Raw genomic sequence first — 14,424 nt, 5'->3', positions numbered from 1 at the left:
GACAGGGGGAACCCATTCATGTTTGATACCGTACTCATCGCCGGTCTGGGCCTGATGGGCGGCTCGATGGCGAAAACCATCAAGGCGCGCACACTCAGCCGCGTTTTAGGCTGGAACCGCACGCGCGCGACCGCAGAGCAGGCACTGGCTGACGGCTCGATTGACGCGATTGCGACCGAAGCGCTGTACAAGGAGGCTGACCTTGTTATCATCGGTCTGTACCCGCAGGCAACGGTGGACTGGCTGCTCGAGAACATGCCGAAGATGAAAAAGGGCTGCGTGATCGTCGATATGGTCGGCGTCAAGCAGTTTATGGTCGATCATCTGGAACAGGCGGCGCTTGACGCCGGTGTGCACTACGTCGGCGGTCACCCGATGGCGGGCCGTGAGTTCTCCGGTCTGGATTATTCGCTGCCGACCCTGTTTGACGGTGCGAGCATGATCTTTGTGCCGACCAAGAGCAGCACCGAGCGTGTGCTTGAACAGCTGGAGGCGTACTTCATGTCGCTCGGCTTCGGCCAGACCGTGCGCTGTACCGCGCAGCAGCACGATCACATGATCGCGTTTACCTCGCAGCTGGCGCATGTGGTTTCCTCGGCGTACATCAAAAGTCCGGAGGCGGACAAGCACAACGGCTACTCGGCGGGCAGCTACAAGGATCTGACGCGTGTTGCCAAGCTGAATGAGACCATGTGGAGCGAGCTGTTCCTGTGCAACGCAGAGCCGCTCGCGCAGGAGATTGACGAGGTCATCAAGCACCTTGACGAATACCGCAAGGCCATCCGTGCAGGAGACCGCGAGGAACTGACCATTCTGCTGAGAGACGGACGCGAGCGCAAGGAAAGACTGGGTTAATCAGAAATTCGAAACGATACGAAAAGGGACAATGCCTGTGTGCGTTGTTCCTTTCCTTTTGCGCGGATTCGGGAAATTGTTAAGGAAACAGGTCGCAGAACGTAAATTTTTGCGCATACCTCCAAAATCCTGCGTCTGTCCGCGCAATCCATTTACATAGGAATTTGTTTTTGTTATAATTTATTTGCATGAAATCAGAAAGTGTTTTGCTAAGGGGAATGAATGGCACGGCACTTTACAGGACAACACAAAGGAGTGTGGGTATGCAAGAGAAAATTTCTATGGACGCAGCGCACGATTTTGAGGCAAAAATGCCTCTGTCGCGCAAGATTCCGCTGGGACTGCAGCACGTTTTTGCGATGTTCGTCGGCAACCTGACGCCGCTGCTCATCATCATGGGTGCGTGCGGCATTGCAGGCGGCGAGTTCGCGGACCTGCAGGTAAGCGTTCTGCAGAACGCGATGTTCGTGGCCGGCGTGGTAACGCTGGTGCAGCTGTTTTCCATCGGCCCAATCGGCGGCAAGGTGCCGATCATCATGGGTACAAGCTCGGGTTTTATCGGCGTGTTCAACAGCGTTGCGGCTACCATGGGCGGCGGTGTGATTGCGTATGGCGCGATTATGGGCGCGTCCATTCTCGGCGGCCTGTTTGAGACGGTACTTGGCTTTTTCCTCAAGCCGCTGCGCAAATTCTTTCCGGCGGTCGTTACCGGCACGGTCGTGCTGAGTATCGGTCTGTCGCTGATCTCGGTCGGCATCAATTCCTTCGGCGGCGGCAACTCCGCGAAGGATTTCGGCTCGATGGAAAATCTGCTGCTGGCGCTGTTCGTGCTGGTGGTTATTCTGGTCGTCAAGCACGGCTGCAAGGGCTTCCTTGGCTCGTCCGCGATCTTTGTCGGCATTATTGCAGGCTACATTGCGGCAATCATCATGGGTTTTGTTCTGCCGACCACCGCGGTTGACGCGGACGGTGTAGAATTTACCAAGGCATGGGTACTCAACTGGGACAAGGTAGCACAGGCCGGCTGGTTTTCCATCCCGAAGCTGATGCCGGTAAAGCCGGTGTTTGATCTGCGCGCCATCCTGCCGGTGCTGGTTATGTTTATTGTTACCGCAGTCGAGACCGTCGGCGATATTTCGGGCGTTATGGAAGGCGGCATGGGCCGTGAGGCAACTGACAAGGAGCTGTCCGGCGGCGTAGCCTGCGACGGTATCGGTTCGTCGTTTGCGGCGCTGTTCGGCGTACTGCCGAATACCTCGTTCAGCCAGAACGTAGGCCTTGTTACCATGACCAAGGTTGTCAACCGCGGTGCCCTGTCCGTCGGTGCAATCTTCCTCATTCTGTGCGGTCTGATTCCGAAGCTGGGCGCGATCGTGTCCATTATGCCGCAGTCCGTGCTCGGCGGTGCGGCTGTTATGATGTTCTCGTCCATCGTTATCAGCGGTATCCAGCTGATCACCAAGGAGGAGATGACGCCGCGTAATCTGACCATCGTGTCGGTTGCTCTGGGTGTCGGCTACGGCATGGGTGCCAATATGACCATTCTGGCACAGGCGCCGCAGGCGGTTCAGCTGATTTTTGGCGGTTCCGGTATTGTACCGGCAGCATTTGTTGCGATTCTGCTCAATATCGTGCTCCCGAAGGATAAGAAAACCGAAGCATAATGCAAAACCCCGGAAAGAAGTTCTTTCCGGGGTTTTTAATTGAGAATGGAGAATTGAGGATGGAAAATGATCGTAACAGTCAACCATTCGCCATTCCGATTGAGAGAGGCGTAAAATGATACTGTAGGGTGCGACGACCTCGGCGCACCGTGTAAACCGACTGCACAAACGTAACCGTAGGGGCGCACAATGTGCGCCTGCATAACGCCGCATCAAATGGTTGGCATTACCGATAAAATGAATCGTTTTGAAAAATCAATTTTAATTCTGCGAGAACGTCCGGTGTATCCGCGTCCATCAATTCCGCCGGATGTCGAGCAGGAAACAGCGTTACCCTTTCCGCATGCCGCTTGACGACCGCGCCGCCGCCCCTGCCCTCGGGAAGAGAACGCAGTTCCTCAAAATAATCTGCGCCGAACAGCACCGGACTGCCCGGCGTACCGCTTTGCGGCTCGCATAGACGGAAAATCTGCGATTTCCGGTCGGGTTCCGCGCAGAATGCCGACACCATACAGCAGAGCGTTTTCCTCGTCAGCAGCGGCTGATCACCCGGCAGAAACACGCAGCCGGACATGGCAGGAAACCGCGGCAGCAGGTACTCCAGTCCAAGCCGCACGGTGTCGCTGCGAAGTGGATGGGCATGGTGCAGGACGGGAATGCCGTATTTTTCACACAATGCCTGCATCTCGGTCGAGCGGGTAACGACTACGCGGTGCAACCCCTCTGTCACGGCAAACGCACGGCAGAGCAGCGGTTTTCCGTCAAATTCGGCGAGCAGCTTGTTGGAGCCAAACCGTTTTGCCAGGCCGGATGCCATGATCACACATCCGATTTCACTTTTCATCGGGGAAAAACTGCGGATAGAGCTGTTTTCCTGCCTGTTTGCAGGCGTCACGATACTGCTCATAGCGATAGAGAAACTCCTTTGCCTCGTCAGTGAGTACGCTGCCGCCGCCGCCTTTGCCGCCGATTTTGCGCTCGGTGAGTGCAAAACCGAGCACCTGCTCGGCATGACGGACGAGTCCGAGCGCCTTGGTATATGCCATCTGCATGGACTGCGCGGCGGCGCGAAGCGATCCGGTCTGCTCGATGGCATGCAGCAGACGGCACGGTCCCTCACCGAAAAAGCGCTCGCCGTCCTCATCGAACAGCATCACGCGGATATTTGGCTGCATGGCGGCTCCTTTCCCACAACTTTTTCTTTTCGTTGTATTTTGATATTCACAACGGCATTATAGCAGATTTTGTGGTAAAATAAAAGTAGTATACTGAAAAGATAACACATTCCCCTGAAAGAGAGAGGATATAACGTATGTTGACGATACGGGAATACAAAAAAGTCGAGTCGCTCGAGGAAGCGTATACGCTCAACCAGAAAAAGTCCAACCGCGTGATCGGCGGCATGATCTGGCTCAAAATGGAGACGCTGAATGTCGGCACGGCAATCGACCTGTCCGGTCTGGGATTGGACACCATCGAGGAAACCGAAACCGAGTTCCGGATCGGTGCGATGGCCTCGCTGCGCGCGCTGGAGCTGCACGAAGGACTGGCAGCCTACACGAACGGTGCTATGCGCGAATCCGTGCGCCACATTGTCGGCGTGCAGCTTCGCAATCTGGCGACCGTCGGCGGCAGCCTGTACAGCCGGTTCGGCTTTTCCGATGTGCTGACCATGTTCCTCGTGCTGGACGCACAGGTAGAGCTGTACAAGGGCGGCATTGTGCCGCTTTCCGAGTACGCCGAAAGACCCAAGGACCGCGATATTCTGGTGCGCATTATCGTGCCCAAGAAAAATGCGAAATTCAACTACCAGTCCGTGCGCATCAGCCAGACCGACATTCCGGTGCTGACCTGTGCGTCCGTTAAGGATGAGAACGGCTATCGGTTCGCCATCGGTGCCCGTCCGGCGCGCGCACAGATTTATGCACAGCCTGTGGATAAAACGGCGGAGCAGATGGCGGAAGCCGTTCGGGCGGAAATCAAGACCGGCAGCAGTCTGCGCGGCAGTGCGGAGTATCGCAGACACCTCGCGGGTGTGCTGGTGCGCCGCGCGGCACACGCGCTCGATGCAGAGTAAGGGGGAACGGATATGCTGATCACAATGACATTGAATGGAAAGAAAGTAGCAGACGATGTGGCGGCGGACACGCTGCTCATCGACTTTGTTCGCAATCATGGCTGTCTGAGCGTCAAGCGCGGCTGCGAGACCGCAAACTGCGGTCTGTGCACCGTATTTATGGACGAAAAGCCGGTGCTGTCCTGCTCGGTGCTGGCAGCGCGTGCAAGCGGACATACAATCACGACCTTGGAGGGCTTGCAGGGCGAAGCCGCCGAATTCGGCGCGTTCATCGCGGATCAGGGTGCGGAGCAGTGCGGCTTCTGCAATCCCGGCTTTATGATGAACGCGATCGCGCTGTTCCGCGAAAAGCAGGACCCGACCGATGAGGAGATCAAGGAATATCTGGCGGGCAATCTGTGCCGCTGCTCGGGTTATGAGGGACAGCTGCGCGGTATCCGCGCATATCTCGACTGGAAAAAGCAGAGAGAGGAGGACGCACAGTGAAGGTAGTCAATCAGCCGCTCCGCAAAAAGGATGCGATGCAGCTCGTCACCGGCCAGCCGGTGTATGTGGACGATGTAACGCCGCGCGACTGCCTGTGCGTCAAGCTGCTGCGCTCGCCGCACGCGAACGCCATCGTCAAGTCTATCAACAAGACCGCCGCGATGAAAGTCCCCGGCATGGAGGCCATCTTCACATGGGAGGACGTAGACCAGGACGGCCGCCGCTACACGCAGGCCGGCCAGACCTATCCGGAGGCGAGTCCGTATGACCGCCTTGTTATCGACCGCCATGTGCGCTTTGTAGGCGATGTGGTGGCGATTCTCGCCGGTGCGGACGAAAAATGCGTTGATAAGGCGATGAAGCTGGTTAAGGTGGAGTACGAGGTGCTCGAGCCGGTGCTCGATTTCCACACCGCAAAGGACAATCCGGTGCTCGTGCATCCGGAGGACAACTGGGAGAGCCTTGCGCCGGTCGGCGCGGACAACAGGCGCAACCTGTGCGCGCACGATGAATGCGGCAACGGCGATATCGATGCGGTCCTCGCGGACTGCGATGTCGTTATCGACCGCGTGTACCACACGCAGGCATGCCAGCAGGCGATGATGGAAACCTTCCGCACCTACTGCGAGATCGACACCTACGGCCGCCTGCATATCATCAGCTCGACGCAGATCGTGTTCCATACGCGCCGAATCGTGGCGAACGCACTGCATATCCCGAAAAGCAAGGTGCGCGTCACCAAGCCGCGCATCGGCGGCGGCTTCGGCGCCAAGCAGACCGCGGTCAGCGCGGTGTATCCGGCGTTTGTCACCTGGATGACGAAAAAGCCGTCCAAGATCATCTTCAGCCGCGTGGAGAGCCAGATTGCATCTTCGCCGCGCCACGAGATGGAAATGCACGTCCGTCTGGGCGCAAACAAGGACGGCATCGTGCGCGGCATCGACCTGCACACGCTGTCCAACACGGGCGCTTACGGCGAACACGGCCCGACAACGGTCGGTCTGTCCGGTCATAAGTCGATTCCGCTGTACGGCAAGGCCGAGGCATTCCGCTTTACGAGTGACGTTGTGTACACCAATCACATGTCGGCGGGCGCGTACCGTGGCTATGGCGCAACACAGGGCCTGTTCGCGGTGGAGAGCGCGGTAAACGAGCTGGCGAACATCCTCGGCATGGACCCGTTCAAAATCCGTGAGATGAATATTACGCACGAGGGTGAGATTATGCCCGCGTACTACGGTCAGCTGAACACAAGCTGTGCGCTCGACCGCTGTCTGGCGCGCGTGCACGACATGATCGACTGGGATAACAAGTATCCGTGCCGGGACATGGGAAACGGCAAGATTCGTGCGGTCGGCATGGGCATGGCGATGCAGGGCTCGGGCATCACGAGCATGGACGTCGGCAGTGCGACGCTCAAGGTCAACGATGAGGGCTTTTACACGCTGCTCATCGGCGCGGCTGACATGGGCACCGGCTGTGATACCACGCTTGCGCAGATCGCGGCAGAGGTGCTTGAGTGTCCGCTTGACAACATTACCACGCTGAGTGCGGACACCGACTGGTCGCCGTATGACTCGGGCTCGTATGCCTCGAGCACGATCTACGTCACCGGCAAGGCGACCGAGAAGTGCGCGCTCGAGCTGCGCGGCAAAATCTGTGCGCTCGGCGCAAAGCTGCTCGGCTGCGATAAGGAGCAGGTCAGCTTCGACGGCAGGGAAGTCCGCGTAGAGGAAGGCGAAAATGCAGGCAAGACCATTAGCCTGAGTGATATTGCGACGGCTTCCATGAACGGCAACAGCATCGAGCTGCAGGCGACGGTTACGCATTCGTCCGAGATTTCGCCTCCGCCGTATATGGTCGGTGCGGCTGAGATCGAGGTGGATACCGAAACTGGCGAGGTAACCCTGCTGGATTATGCTGCGGCAGTGGACTGCGGTACGCCCATCAACCCGAATCTGACGCGCGTGCAGGCCGAGGGCGGCATTGCGCAGGGCATCGGCATGACGCTGACCGAGAGCGTCACCTACGACGACCGCGGCTATCCGATGGAAAATTCGCTTTTCCAGTACAAGATTCCCGCACGCGTGGACATTGGCAAGATCCGCGTGGAGTTCGAGAACAGCTACGAGGGCGAAGGCCCGTTCGGTGCGAAATCCATCGGCGAGGTTGTTATCAATACACCGCTGCCGGCGATTTCGGATGCAATCCGAAATGCCGTAGGCAAGCGGTTCTATGAGCTTCCCATTACGCCGGAAAAGATTGCGATGGCAGCGCTGGAGAAGAAATAAGCATGAAAAAGGGACGTATCCGATTAATTCGGCACCCATAACGAAGTATTATAAAGCAGTGGCACAGTTTCACATTTGTGGACTGTGCCGCTGCTGTTTTTATGTGGTGATTGCCTGCTTGCTGCTGCGCTGGATGTCCTCCATAGCGGCTTTCATCTCGGTTTCGGTCGGAATATTTACCATCCCAACGGCAGTAAAGTAAATGTCTACCTTCACTCGATTGCGTCCGTTTACCTTCTGCTGCTGAGCGTTTTTAAGCTCTAACTTCCAGTTCTCTACCGATGCAGTCAGATTCTTCTGCTCTTTTTTGTAACTTGCGGTCATCTTGATAAAGCGCTCATCCGTGATTTTTCCACAGATATAGGCCTCAAACAGTTCTTCAATAGCCTTGTCGATCTGCCGGATACGCTGCTCGCCTTTGTCAATGGACTGCCGGAACACTTTCAAATTTATTTGATGCTCCGCGTTATTCTGCATAGCGAGGAAATACAGAAACACCGGCTCATAGCAGCGCACATAATCCGCCAGACTGCTGACTGCTTCCAGAACAATTTTCTCCAGCACCACGTTGCAGGTGTAGTGGATTTTGCATGTTTCGCGTCCGGAATTGTAGTTGGCACAGCGATAAAATTCCTGATTCGGTTTCAGGCTTTTCGACGCACAGAAATGAAGTTTTGCGCCGCCGTCCGGGCAGTAAAGCAAACCTGCAAACAGGCTTTGCCTGCCGCTGATGTCAAAATGCGTGCTCACCTCGTATTCGGTGCCGCTGATATTCATTCGGAAATTGTTTCCCTGCTCAGTCCATAACTCGTTCATGCTGCACCTCATCGTTCCTGTTCGCGCCGCCGCTGAAATTTCCGATAATGTTCACAGGCCTTCTTTGCCCTCAAAAACTGACAAAACCGTTTTAGAAATTTTTATGAACGCCAATCTAAGCAGCAAAAACCGGAGCGTACAGCCTGAAATTCAGCTGTGCGCTCCGGTTTGTTTTGATGGTGCCAATATTGAGTTTTTGGGGTAGAAGATGTCGTAACAAGCAACGGATTTGATTGTTCAAATCCAGCCCCGCAGGGAATTTTACGGTGATCCTTACTGCCTTTTTGCAGCGACTCGATATTTTTCTTCATCTTGCGCGACGGCACATCGGGTAAAAACGAAAGAAAGCAGCAATGCAGCCTCCAAATACGAGGCGCATCACTGCTTTGGTTTTCTGTTTTTTGAAATTCGGTGTGGTTTACAGCTCTTCCACCGACACAATTCCCTCGCGTCTGCCGACAAGTGTCAGTAGCTTTTCTACGCCGCAGCTGCGCGGCAGGCGCAGCGAAAAGATAGCGCAGGCGTTATGCTCACCGTTTTCTGCCGAGCGCGTAATCTGGATGTTCAGCACTTTAATATTGTAGCTGCGGTAGAGCTGAAGCACATCATCCAGACAGTGCTTGTCCTCGTATTCCATATACAGATTGATCTCCGGCACATTTTCGAGCACGCGGTACTCGATACGCGAGAACACAAGCTCGGCGAGCATGATGAACACGGTCGCGAGAATGCCGCCCTCGTAGAAGCCGCCGCCAAAGGTGAGGCCGATGATGGCCGAGGTCCAGAGACCAGCCGCCGTGGTCAGACCCTTGACGCGCTGCCGCTTGGTAACGATGATGGTGCCCGCACCGATGAAGCCGATACCCGCAACAACTTGTGCACCGAGGCGCGCCATATCTGTAAAATAGTGCATATTCAGATACAGATACTGACTCGTCAGCGTGGTGATGGCCGCGCCGATGCAGATGAGGATGTGCGTGCGGAAGCCGGCCGGGCGGCGCTTGTACGAGCGCTCGATACCGATAATGCCGCCGCAGATGAGCGCGCAGGCCAGACGCACGAACACGGAAAGCGTCGTCACGTCGCGCAGGCCGTCAAAAACAGATAACATAGCAGTCCACTCCTTACAGCTCTTCGATCACGCAAAAGCAGTCCAACTCCGCCAGATCGGAGAGAAGCTGCGTGTGCGGTATTTTTTCATTGAGGCGGATCGAGAAGATCGCACTTGGGTGCAGCGCCTCGCCACTTTTGTTCCGCTCGATATCGATGTCGTAGATCTGCACGTTCTGCGATTTCAGCTGATTGATGATGGTGCTGATGTCCCCGAGCGAATAGAACTCCATGTACAGATTGATGTCACGCGCGTTCTCCTGTATGTACGCATCCACAATTGGGAACAGGCGGATGCTGAGAAATATCATCGCGAATGCGATGAGCACGCACTCGTAAAATCCTGCGCCGACCGCAAGGCCAGTGCAGGCCGACGCCCACAGACCAGCGGCAGTGGTCAGGCCCTTGACCTGCTGGCGGCCGGTAACGAGAATGGTTCCTGCGCCCAGAAAGCCGATGCCGTTGATGACCTGTGCGCCGAAACGCGAAACGTCGGTTTTTATGCCGATCTCTGCGCAAATATCCGACCACGGCCCTGTCACCATGGTAAATTCGTACAGGCTGAGCAGCACGGTCAGCGCCGCGCCGAGACAGACAAGCATATAGGTGCGGAAACCGGCCGGACGGCGCTTGCGTCCGCGCTCCAGACCGATGCAGCCGCCGAGCAGCATCGCAAGGGCGAGCCGCACTACGACCGAGGCGAAATGAAGTTCGCGCAGGTATTGTATCATTCCACTCATTTGATGTAGGTTCTCCTCACTCGATAAAAAGTGCACACGCTGTCAATATGTGTGCAGCGTGTGCAGCTTTCTACAATAGATTTTAGTATTTATTTTGCGAATCGACAGTCTGCCCAGCAGGCGTTGTGGTCGGACAGCTCGGGACCTGTGAACTTCGCCAGCGCGCTGCCCGGCTCGGCCCAGGTGCAGTCCTTCGTCTCAGTCGAGACCGTGCCGTGGTCGACGCATTCCATGCCGCGCGCCATCAGCCAGTCCAGCTTGAGCAGCATGCTCTTGCCGCCCGGCATCGGCTTGCGGCGCGTGCCTTCGGTGCTGCTGAACTCGCGGTAGGAGAAGCCGTTCTCCTCTGCCTGCGGCAGGACGCGCTCGTACTTTTCGACCGCCGCCATGTGCTTGGCAAGGCGCTCCGGGTCGTTGAACAGCTTGGTGAAGCCCGGGATGTCGTTGCCGTCAAACGTATTGGTGTTCAGGTCGCCGCCGATCATGACCGGCGTGTCCGGCGCGAACGACTTTTTGATCTCATCATACACGACTGCCATCTGGGCTTCGCGGCCCTCGCTGTCCGCGCGGTTCTCCAGATGGACGCTGACCGCGCCGACTTCCCGGCCGCCGATGTCGAGCGAGCAGACAATGGCAACGCGCGCGCCGATGCGCTTCTGACGGTCATAGTACCAGTTGTACTGCTCGGGCATGTGAACGACCTTCGCCCAGCGGATCGGCCAGCGCGAGAACAGGGCGTTGCCGTGGAAACCCTTGTTGTCGTCCGGGTTGACCAGCTCGATGAACTCCAGACCATAGGCATAGTTCATGCCGATGGACTTGGCGATCTCATACGCCACGTTGCAGTTGCCCGAGCGGACCGCGCCGTCATCGAGCTCGTTCGCGTAGATGATGTCCATGTTCTTGAAGTCCGGACACATGTTGAGGAAGTCGATGGTTTCGTGCAGCGTCTGACCACGTTCGATGTTGAACACGACATGGCGCAGCACCTCGGGCACCTCAGCCGGTGCCTCGACCAGATTGTGCACCTCGCACTGCTGGTACTGCGGAATTTTATCCATTACCTTGAACTGACCGATCGTCGGTACCAGATTGCCGAGGGCGATACGGTTTTCATAGGACATAGTTTCCATTTGTTTGTTACACGCCTTTCAAGTTTGTTATGCGCCGGGATAGGGCCATGCGTAATAAGGGGCAGCCGGCAGAATACATGACTCCGCCGGCTGTTGCCATATAAGGGAAGAAAAAAGATGATTAATGAGTGTCAGAGTATGTCTGAGTTATGCGTTTGCAGCGGCCTTTTCTGCCTCAGCAGCCTCGCGCTGCTTCATCTCGGTAATAATGCGCGGATAGATCTTATCGAGCTTGTAGAAGATCAGCAGAACGCCGATGCCGCCCCAGGCAATGATGTTGCCGATGATGTAGATACCGATCAGCATCTGAGACTGTGCTGCGTTGATCGTCACGGTGCCGGCGAAACCTACGAGGCTCATCAGACCGCCGAAGATTGCGCTGGTCATGCCGGAGCCGAACTTCTGGCCGGCGGTGGTAGCAGATACCATCAGGCCCTGTACACGGATGCCGCTCTTCCATGCGCCGTACTCGATAACGTCAGCGAGCATGGAGTACTTGACGCCGCGGAAGCAGCCCTTGCCGATGCCGCGCATGACGCAGGCAAACAGTGCAAGATTGAGGGCGCTCGGGTTGATGAACAGGGAGACCGTGCCGATAACGGCGACGACCGCACCGATCAGCGCTACATTGCGCTTGCCGAACTTTGCGATGAACGGAGACAGAACAAGAACGGTAACGATCTGCGGAATGGACTCGAACGATGCGAGTGCGCCGAGCAGGTCGCGGTTGCCGAGAATGTACTGTGCGTAGTATGCGTTGCAGGTGCCGGTAACTGCCTCATAGAAGGACAGGAACACAGCGAGCATGAAGAACATGATGAAGTACTTGTTGGTGACGCAGAGCTTGATGCCCATCCAGAGCGGAACGTTCTTGCCGTCCTTGGTCTTGGTCTCTTCCTTGACGCGCTCATGGCAGTTCTTGAAGCAGATGAACAGCATGATGATGGAAACGATGGCGTAGAGGATGGAAACCTCGATCCATGCCTGCTGGGTGTCACCCAGACGGGTAACCAGCGGGAAGGTTACTGCGGTGATGACCATGTTGCCGAGGGCGGACATGCCGGTACGGAACAGGTTGACAACGGCGCGCTGGTCGGTGTCGCGGGTCATCAGCGTTGCCAGCGTTGCATACGGGAGGTTCAGTGCGGTGTAAACAACGGTGGTGCAGAAGTTATAAGTAATGAAAACGTAAATGCCCTTTACGATCGGCGTAGCAGGCGGAACGGTGAACAGCAGGATTGCTGCGATGCCGTACGGAATCATCATCCAGAGGATCCATGCACGGGACTTGCCGTGCTTGGAATGCGTGCGGTCAACCAGGTGACCGATCAGTACGTCGGAAATACCATCGAAGAAACGCGAGAACAGCATGATGGTACCGATCATTACTGCGGAGATGCCGACTACGTTGGTGTAGAAGTAAATCAGCAGCGAGGTTGTCAGGGCGTAGACAACGTTACAGGCAACGTCGCCGAGGCCGTAGGAAAACTTTTCTTTGAGATGGATCTTCTCAAATTCCTTATCACCCGCGAAAGTCGGGTTGCTGGATTTGCCCATGGTTTTGCTCAGTCCTTTTTTTATTTTTCTTTTTTGCCAGTTGGAGCTGCGCGGCCCTTTATCGAGCACTGAACGTGCTTTTTCGGGGAACCGCAGTTTGAGAAGTTGTCCGGACGTAATCTCTTGCTTCAGCTTTTACCCTTTCAATGGAACTCTAATCCATTGACTGTAATCAAGTATAGCACTGCATGAAATAAAATTCAATAATTCATCTTGCAAAAAGAATAATGTTTATTTTTGTACATTCTTCACAAACTGGAAGAATTGTGTTACAATGAAAATATAATATGACACAGATAAAAGGTGAGCGTATGGATAAAAACGTTTATGCTGCAATCCAGTCGCAATATGCGACTTTTTCCAAGGTTGGAAAGCGGATTGCTGACCATATCATAGCCGATCCGGTACATATTACCTCGATCAGCATTCAGCAGATGGCCGCCGAGCTAGGCATCGCAGAATCAAGTATTATTCGATTTTGCAAGATCCTCGGCTGCACCGGGTTCAGCGAGATGAAGCTGCTGCTCGCGAAGTATTCGCCCAAATCAGTTCGAACAATATTCGAAGATTTGTCTGAAACCGACAGTATTCAGACCATTTCCGAGAGTGTGTTTGGCCGCAACATCGACACGCTCGAGCGTGCACTCCAGCTGCTTGACTTCCAGAAGATCGTGCAGGCGGTCGATGTGCTCAGTCGCGCCGAAAACATCCTCATTCTCGGTGTCGGCGCATCCGGCACCATCGCAGAGGACTTCTACATCCGTCTGATGCGCATCGGCTTCCGTGCGGTGTCGCTGACCGACTCGCATCTGATGCAGATTCAAGCGAGCCTGTGTATGCCGAATACCGCCGTGATCGCTATCTCGCACACCGGCAAGACATGTGAGATCGTTTCCGCCGTCCGTACGGCGAAAGAGCACGGCGCGCAGACCATCGGCATCACCGGCTTCCCGGATACGCCACTTAAGCAGGTGTGTGATATCTGCCTGGAACTGTATTCTCCGGAACAGCTTTTCGTTTCGCCGCGTGTTGCACAGTTCTCGCTGATCGATTCGCTGTATGTCAGCCTTGCTGTTCGCCGCAAGGATAGCGTTGTGCAGAATATTCAGCGCATGAATGAAGTGCTCCAGCCGCTCCGCATGGAGTAAAAGACGAGAAAACACGGCTTTCGACAAACAAAAATGCAAATGTAGCGCCGACGAATGAACACGGAACCGCTGAGATATGTTGCAGCGATAGTAATTGGCGGCAAAGGCAATAAGATCACGCCGACCGGTGCAGTTGTACCCGAGAATACGGATTCACGCTGACTATCGGTCAGAGTGTTACCGACAAAAACGTTCGTCTGCTGCACGTGCTGGACAACAATGGTTCGAGTAAAATTGCAAACGGCAGGCTTACAACGCGGCGGACGGCGTGGCAGAAGTGACTGCAAGTATAGTATCCTCACGGAGGATAAGGCATCTTCAGGCCATCACAGCTCCGCTTTTGTCGATGTGTCTGCTGATGCTTACCGCGAAGATGCTGTCCTCTGAGCGACTGTGTGTTGTCAGCGGTATGAACGCAAGCCATTGTGCAGCGGACGCAAGCTGCATCAGAGCGCGGATTATGACTTGCCTGTGGAGATTGCACACAGGTAAATGATAAAATAAGGGGCACAGGGATTTCCCTGCGGGTTGGATTTGCTGGGGCAAA

At 55.5% G+C, this 14,424-nt stretch carries 14 protein-coding genes; 7 read left to right on the top strand and 7 right to left on the bottom strand.

Going from position 1 to position 14,424, the window contains the following annotated elements; genetic code table 11:
• The first annotated feature begins 18 nt into the window (after positions 1 to 18).
• On the top strand, positions 19 to 855 hold the full coding sequence (locus C7386_RS02365) for a prephenate dehydrogenase (protein WP_110435477.1): 837 nt from the start codon (positions 19 to 21) through the stop codon (positions 853 to 855).
• Positions 856 to 1,118: 263 nt separating this feature from the next.
• Positions 1,119 to 2,519, top strand: a complete 1,401-nt coding sequence (locus C7386_RS02360) for a uracil-xanthine permease family protein (protein WP_110435476.1) — start codon at positions 1,119 to 1,121, stop codon at positions 2,517 to 2,519.
• A gap of 226 nt (positions 2,520 to 2,745) precedes the next feature.
• On the opposite strand, the gene C7386_RS02355 is transcribed toward C7386_RS02360, so the two are convergent.
• Together C7386_RS02355 and C7386_RS02350 are read right to left on the bottom strand one after the other, a co-directional pair.
• On the bottom strand, positions 2,746 to 3,363 hold the full coding sequence (locus C7386_RS02355) for a nucleotidyltransferase family protein (RefSeq protein WP_318261167.1): 618 nt from the start codon (positions 3,361 to 3,363) through the stop codon (positions 2,746 to 2,748).
• Positions 3,353 to 3,694 carry a winged helix-turn-helix domain-containing protein gene (locus C7386_RS02350; RefSeq protein ID WP_110435475.1) on the bottom strand — a complete coding sequence of 114 codons (342 nt, stop codon included), beginning with the start codon at positions 3,692 to 3,694 and terminating at the stop codon, positions 3,353 to 3,355. Before C7386_RS02350 ends, C7386_RS02355 begins: the two co-directional genes overlap by 11 nt.
• Before the next feature lie 137 nt (positions 3,695 to 3,831).
• On the opposite strand from C7386_RS02350, the gene C7386_RS02345 reads away from it, so the two are divergent.
• The 3 genes from C7386_RS02345 to C7386_RS02335 are packed head-to-tail and all read left to right on the top strand — an operon-like array spanning position 3,832 to position 7,373.
• On the top strand, positions 3,832 to 4,596 hold the full coding sequence (locus C7386_RS02345) for an FAD binding domain-containing protein (RefSeq protein WP_110435474.1): 765 nt from the start codon (positions 3,832 to 3,834) through the stop codon (positions 4,594 to 4,596).
• Between the two features lie 12 nt (positions 4,597 to 4,608).
• On the top strand, positions 4,609 to 5,082 hold the full coding sequence (locus C7386_RS02340) for a (2Fe-2S)-binding protein (RefSeq protein WP_110435473.1): 474 nt from the start codon (positions 4,609 to 4,611) through the stop codon (positions 5,080 to 5,082).
• Positions 5,079 to 7,373, top strand: coding sequence for a xanthine dehydrogenase family protein molybdopterin-binding subunit (locus C7386_RS02335; RefSeq protein ID WP_110435472.1), 2,295 nt, complete (start codon positions 5,079 to 5,081; stop codon positions 7,371 to 7,373). The genes C7386_RS02340 and C7386_RS02335 overlap by 4 nt, the downstream gene beginning before the upstream one ends.
• A 99-nt stretch (positions 7,374 to 7,472) precedes the next feature.
• Here the strand turns inward: C7386_RS02335 and C7386_RS02330 are convergent, their stop codons facing one another.
• Entirely contained in the window at positions 7,473 to 8,189 is a 717-nt protein-coding gene (locus C7386_RS02330; protein ID WP_165815433.1) for a recombinase zinc ribbon domain-containing protein, read from the bottom strand.
• Between C7386_RS02330 and C7386_RS13355 the strand changes: the two genes are divergently transcribed.
• The gene (locus C7386_RS13355; protein ID WP_165815432.1) at positions 8,188 to 8,394 is read left to right on the top strand and encodes a hypothetical protein; all 207 of its coding nucleotides are present in this window, start codon (positions 8,188 to 8,190) and stop codon (positions 8,392 to 8,394) included. The two genes, C7386_RS02330 and C7386_RS13355, sit on opposite strands and share 2 nt — an antisense overlap.
• Before the next feature lie 213 nt (positions 8,395 to 8,607).
• Here C7386_RS13355 and C7386_RS02325 read toward each other — a convergent pair whose 3' ends face one another.
• The 4 genes from C7386_RS02325 to C7386_RS02310 all read right to left on the bottom strand — a co-directional run bounded on the left by C7386_RS02325 (position 8,608) and on the right by C7386_RS02310 (position 12,729).
• Complete coding sequence (locus C7386_RS02325) at positions 8,608 to 9,300, bottom strand: MgtC/SapB family protein (RefSeq protein ID WP_110435470.1); 693 nt, start codon at positions 9,298 to 9,300, stop codon at positions 8,608 to 8,610.
• 13 nt (positions 9,301 to 9,313) lie between these two features.
• Entirely contained in the window at positions 9,314 to 10,039 is a 726-nt protein-coding gene (locus C7386_RS02320; protein ID WP_110435469.1) for an MgtC/SapB family protein, read from the bottom strand.
• A gap of 89 nt (positions 10,040 to 10,128) precedes the next feature.
• Positions 10,129 to 11,163 carry an endonuclease/exonuclease/phosphatase family protein gene (locus C7386_RS02315; RefSeq protein WP_147357276.1) on the bottom strand — a complete coding sequence of 345 codons (1,035 nt, stop codon included), beginning with the start codon at positions 11,161 to 11,163 and terminating at the stop codon, positions 10,129 to 10,131.
• Between the two features lie 156 nt (positions 11,164 to 11,319).
• Positions 11,320 to 12,729, bottom strand: a complete 1,410-nt coding sequence (locus C7386_RS02310) for an MFS transporter (RefSeq protein WP_110435467.1) — start codon at positions 12,727 to 12,729, stop codon at positions 11,320 to 11,322.
• 287 nt (positions 12,730 to 13,016) lie between these two features.
• Between C7386_RS02310 and C7386_RS02305 the strand changes: the two genes are divergently transcribed.
• Positions 13,017 to 13,877 (top strand): MurR/RpiR family transcriptional regulator, encoded by an 861-nt coding sequence (locus C7386_RS02305; RefSeq protein ID WP_116704749.1) that lies wholly within the window; start codon positions 13,017 to 13,019, stop codon positions 13,875 to 13,877.
• The last annotated feature ends 547 nt before the right edge of the window (positions 13,878 to 14,424 follow it).

This window comes from Agathobaculum butyriciproducens, from assembly GCA_003096535.1.
Classification (GTDB): Bacteria; Bacillota; Clostridia; order Oscillospirales; family Butyricicoccaceae; genus Agathobaculum; species Agathobaculum butyriciproducens.
The sequence above is the reverse complement of the archived record's forward strand: the minus strand, read 5'-3'. Positions and strand labels throughout refer to the sequence as shown.

Excerpts from the sequence above, each read along its gene's own strand:
- C7386_RS02330 (WP_165815433.1), bottom strand. The coding sequence starts at position 8,189 with ATGAACGAGTTATGGACTGAGCAGGGAAACAATTTCCGAATGAATATC.
- C7386_RS02305 (WP_116704749.1), top strand. The coding sequence starts at position 13,017 with ATGACACAGATAAAAGGTGAGCGTATGGATAAAAACGTTTATGCTGCA.
- C7386_RS02360 (WP_110435476.1), top strand. The coding sequence starts at position 1,119 with ATGCAAGAGAAAATTTCTATGGACGCAGCGCACGATTTTGAGGCAAAA.
- C7386_RS02345 (WP_110435474.1), top strand. The coding sequence starts at position 3,832 with ATGTTGACGATACGGGAATACAAAAAAGTCGAGTCGCTCGAGGAAGCG.
- C7386_RS02340 (WP_110435473.1), top strand. The coding sequence starts at position 4,609 with ATGCTGATCACAATGACATTGAATGGAAAGAAAGTAGCAGACGATGTG.
- C7386_RS02355 (WP_318261167.1), bottom strand. The coding sequence starts at position 3,363 with ATGAAAAGTGAAATCGGATGTGTGATCATGGCATCCGGCCTGGCAAAA.
- C7386_RS02315 (WP_147357276.1), bottom strand. The coding sequence starts at position 11,163 with ATGTCCTATGAAAACCGTATCGCCCTCGGCAATCTGGTACCGACGATC.
- C7386_RS02365 (WP_110435477.1), top strand. The coding sequence starts at position 19 with ATGTTTGATACCGTACTCATCGCCGGTCTGGGCCTGATGGGCGGCTCG.
- C7386_RS02320 (WP_110435469.1), bottom strand. The coding sequence starts at position 10,039 with ATGAGTGGAATGATACAATACCTGCGCGAACTTCATTTCGCCTCGGTC.
- C7386_RS02325 (WP_110435470.1), bottom strand. The coding sequence starts at position 9,300 with ATGTTATCTGTTTTTGACGGCCTGCGCGACGTGACGACGCTTTCCGTG.
- C7386_RS02350 (WP_110435475.1), bottom strand. The coding sequence starts at position 3,694 with ATGCAGCCAAATATCCGCGTGATGCTGTTCGATGAGGACGGCGAGCGC.
- C7386_RS13355 (WP_165815432.1), top strand. The coding sequence starts at position 8,188 with ATGCTGCACCTCATCGTTCCTGTTCGCGCCGCCGCTGAAATTTCCGAT.
- C7386_RS02310 (WP_110435467.1), bottom strand. The coding sequence starts at position 12,729 with ATGGGCAAATCCAGCAACCCGACTTTCGCGGGTGATAAGGAATTTGAG.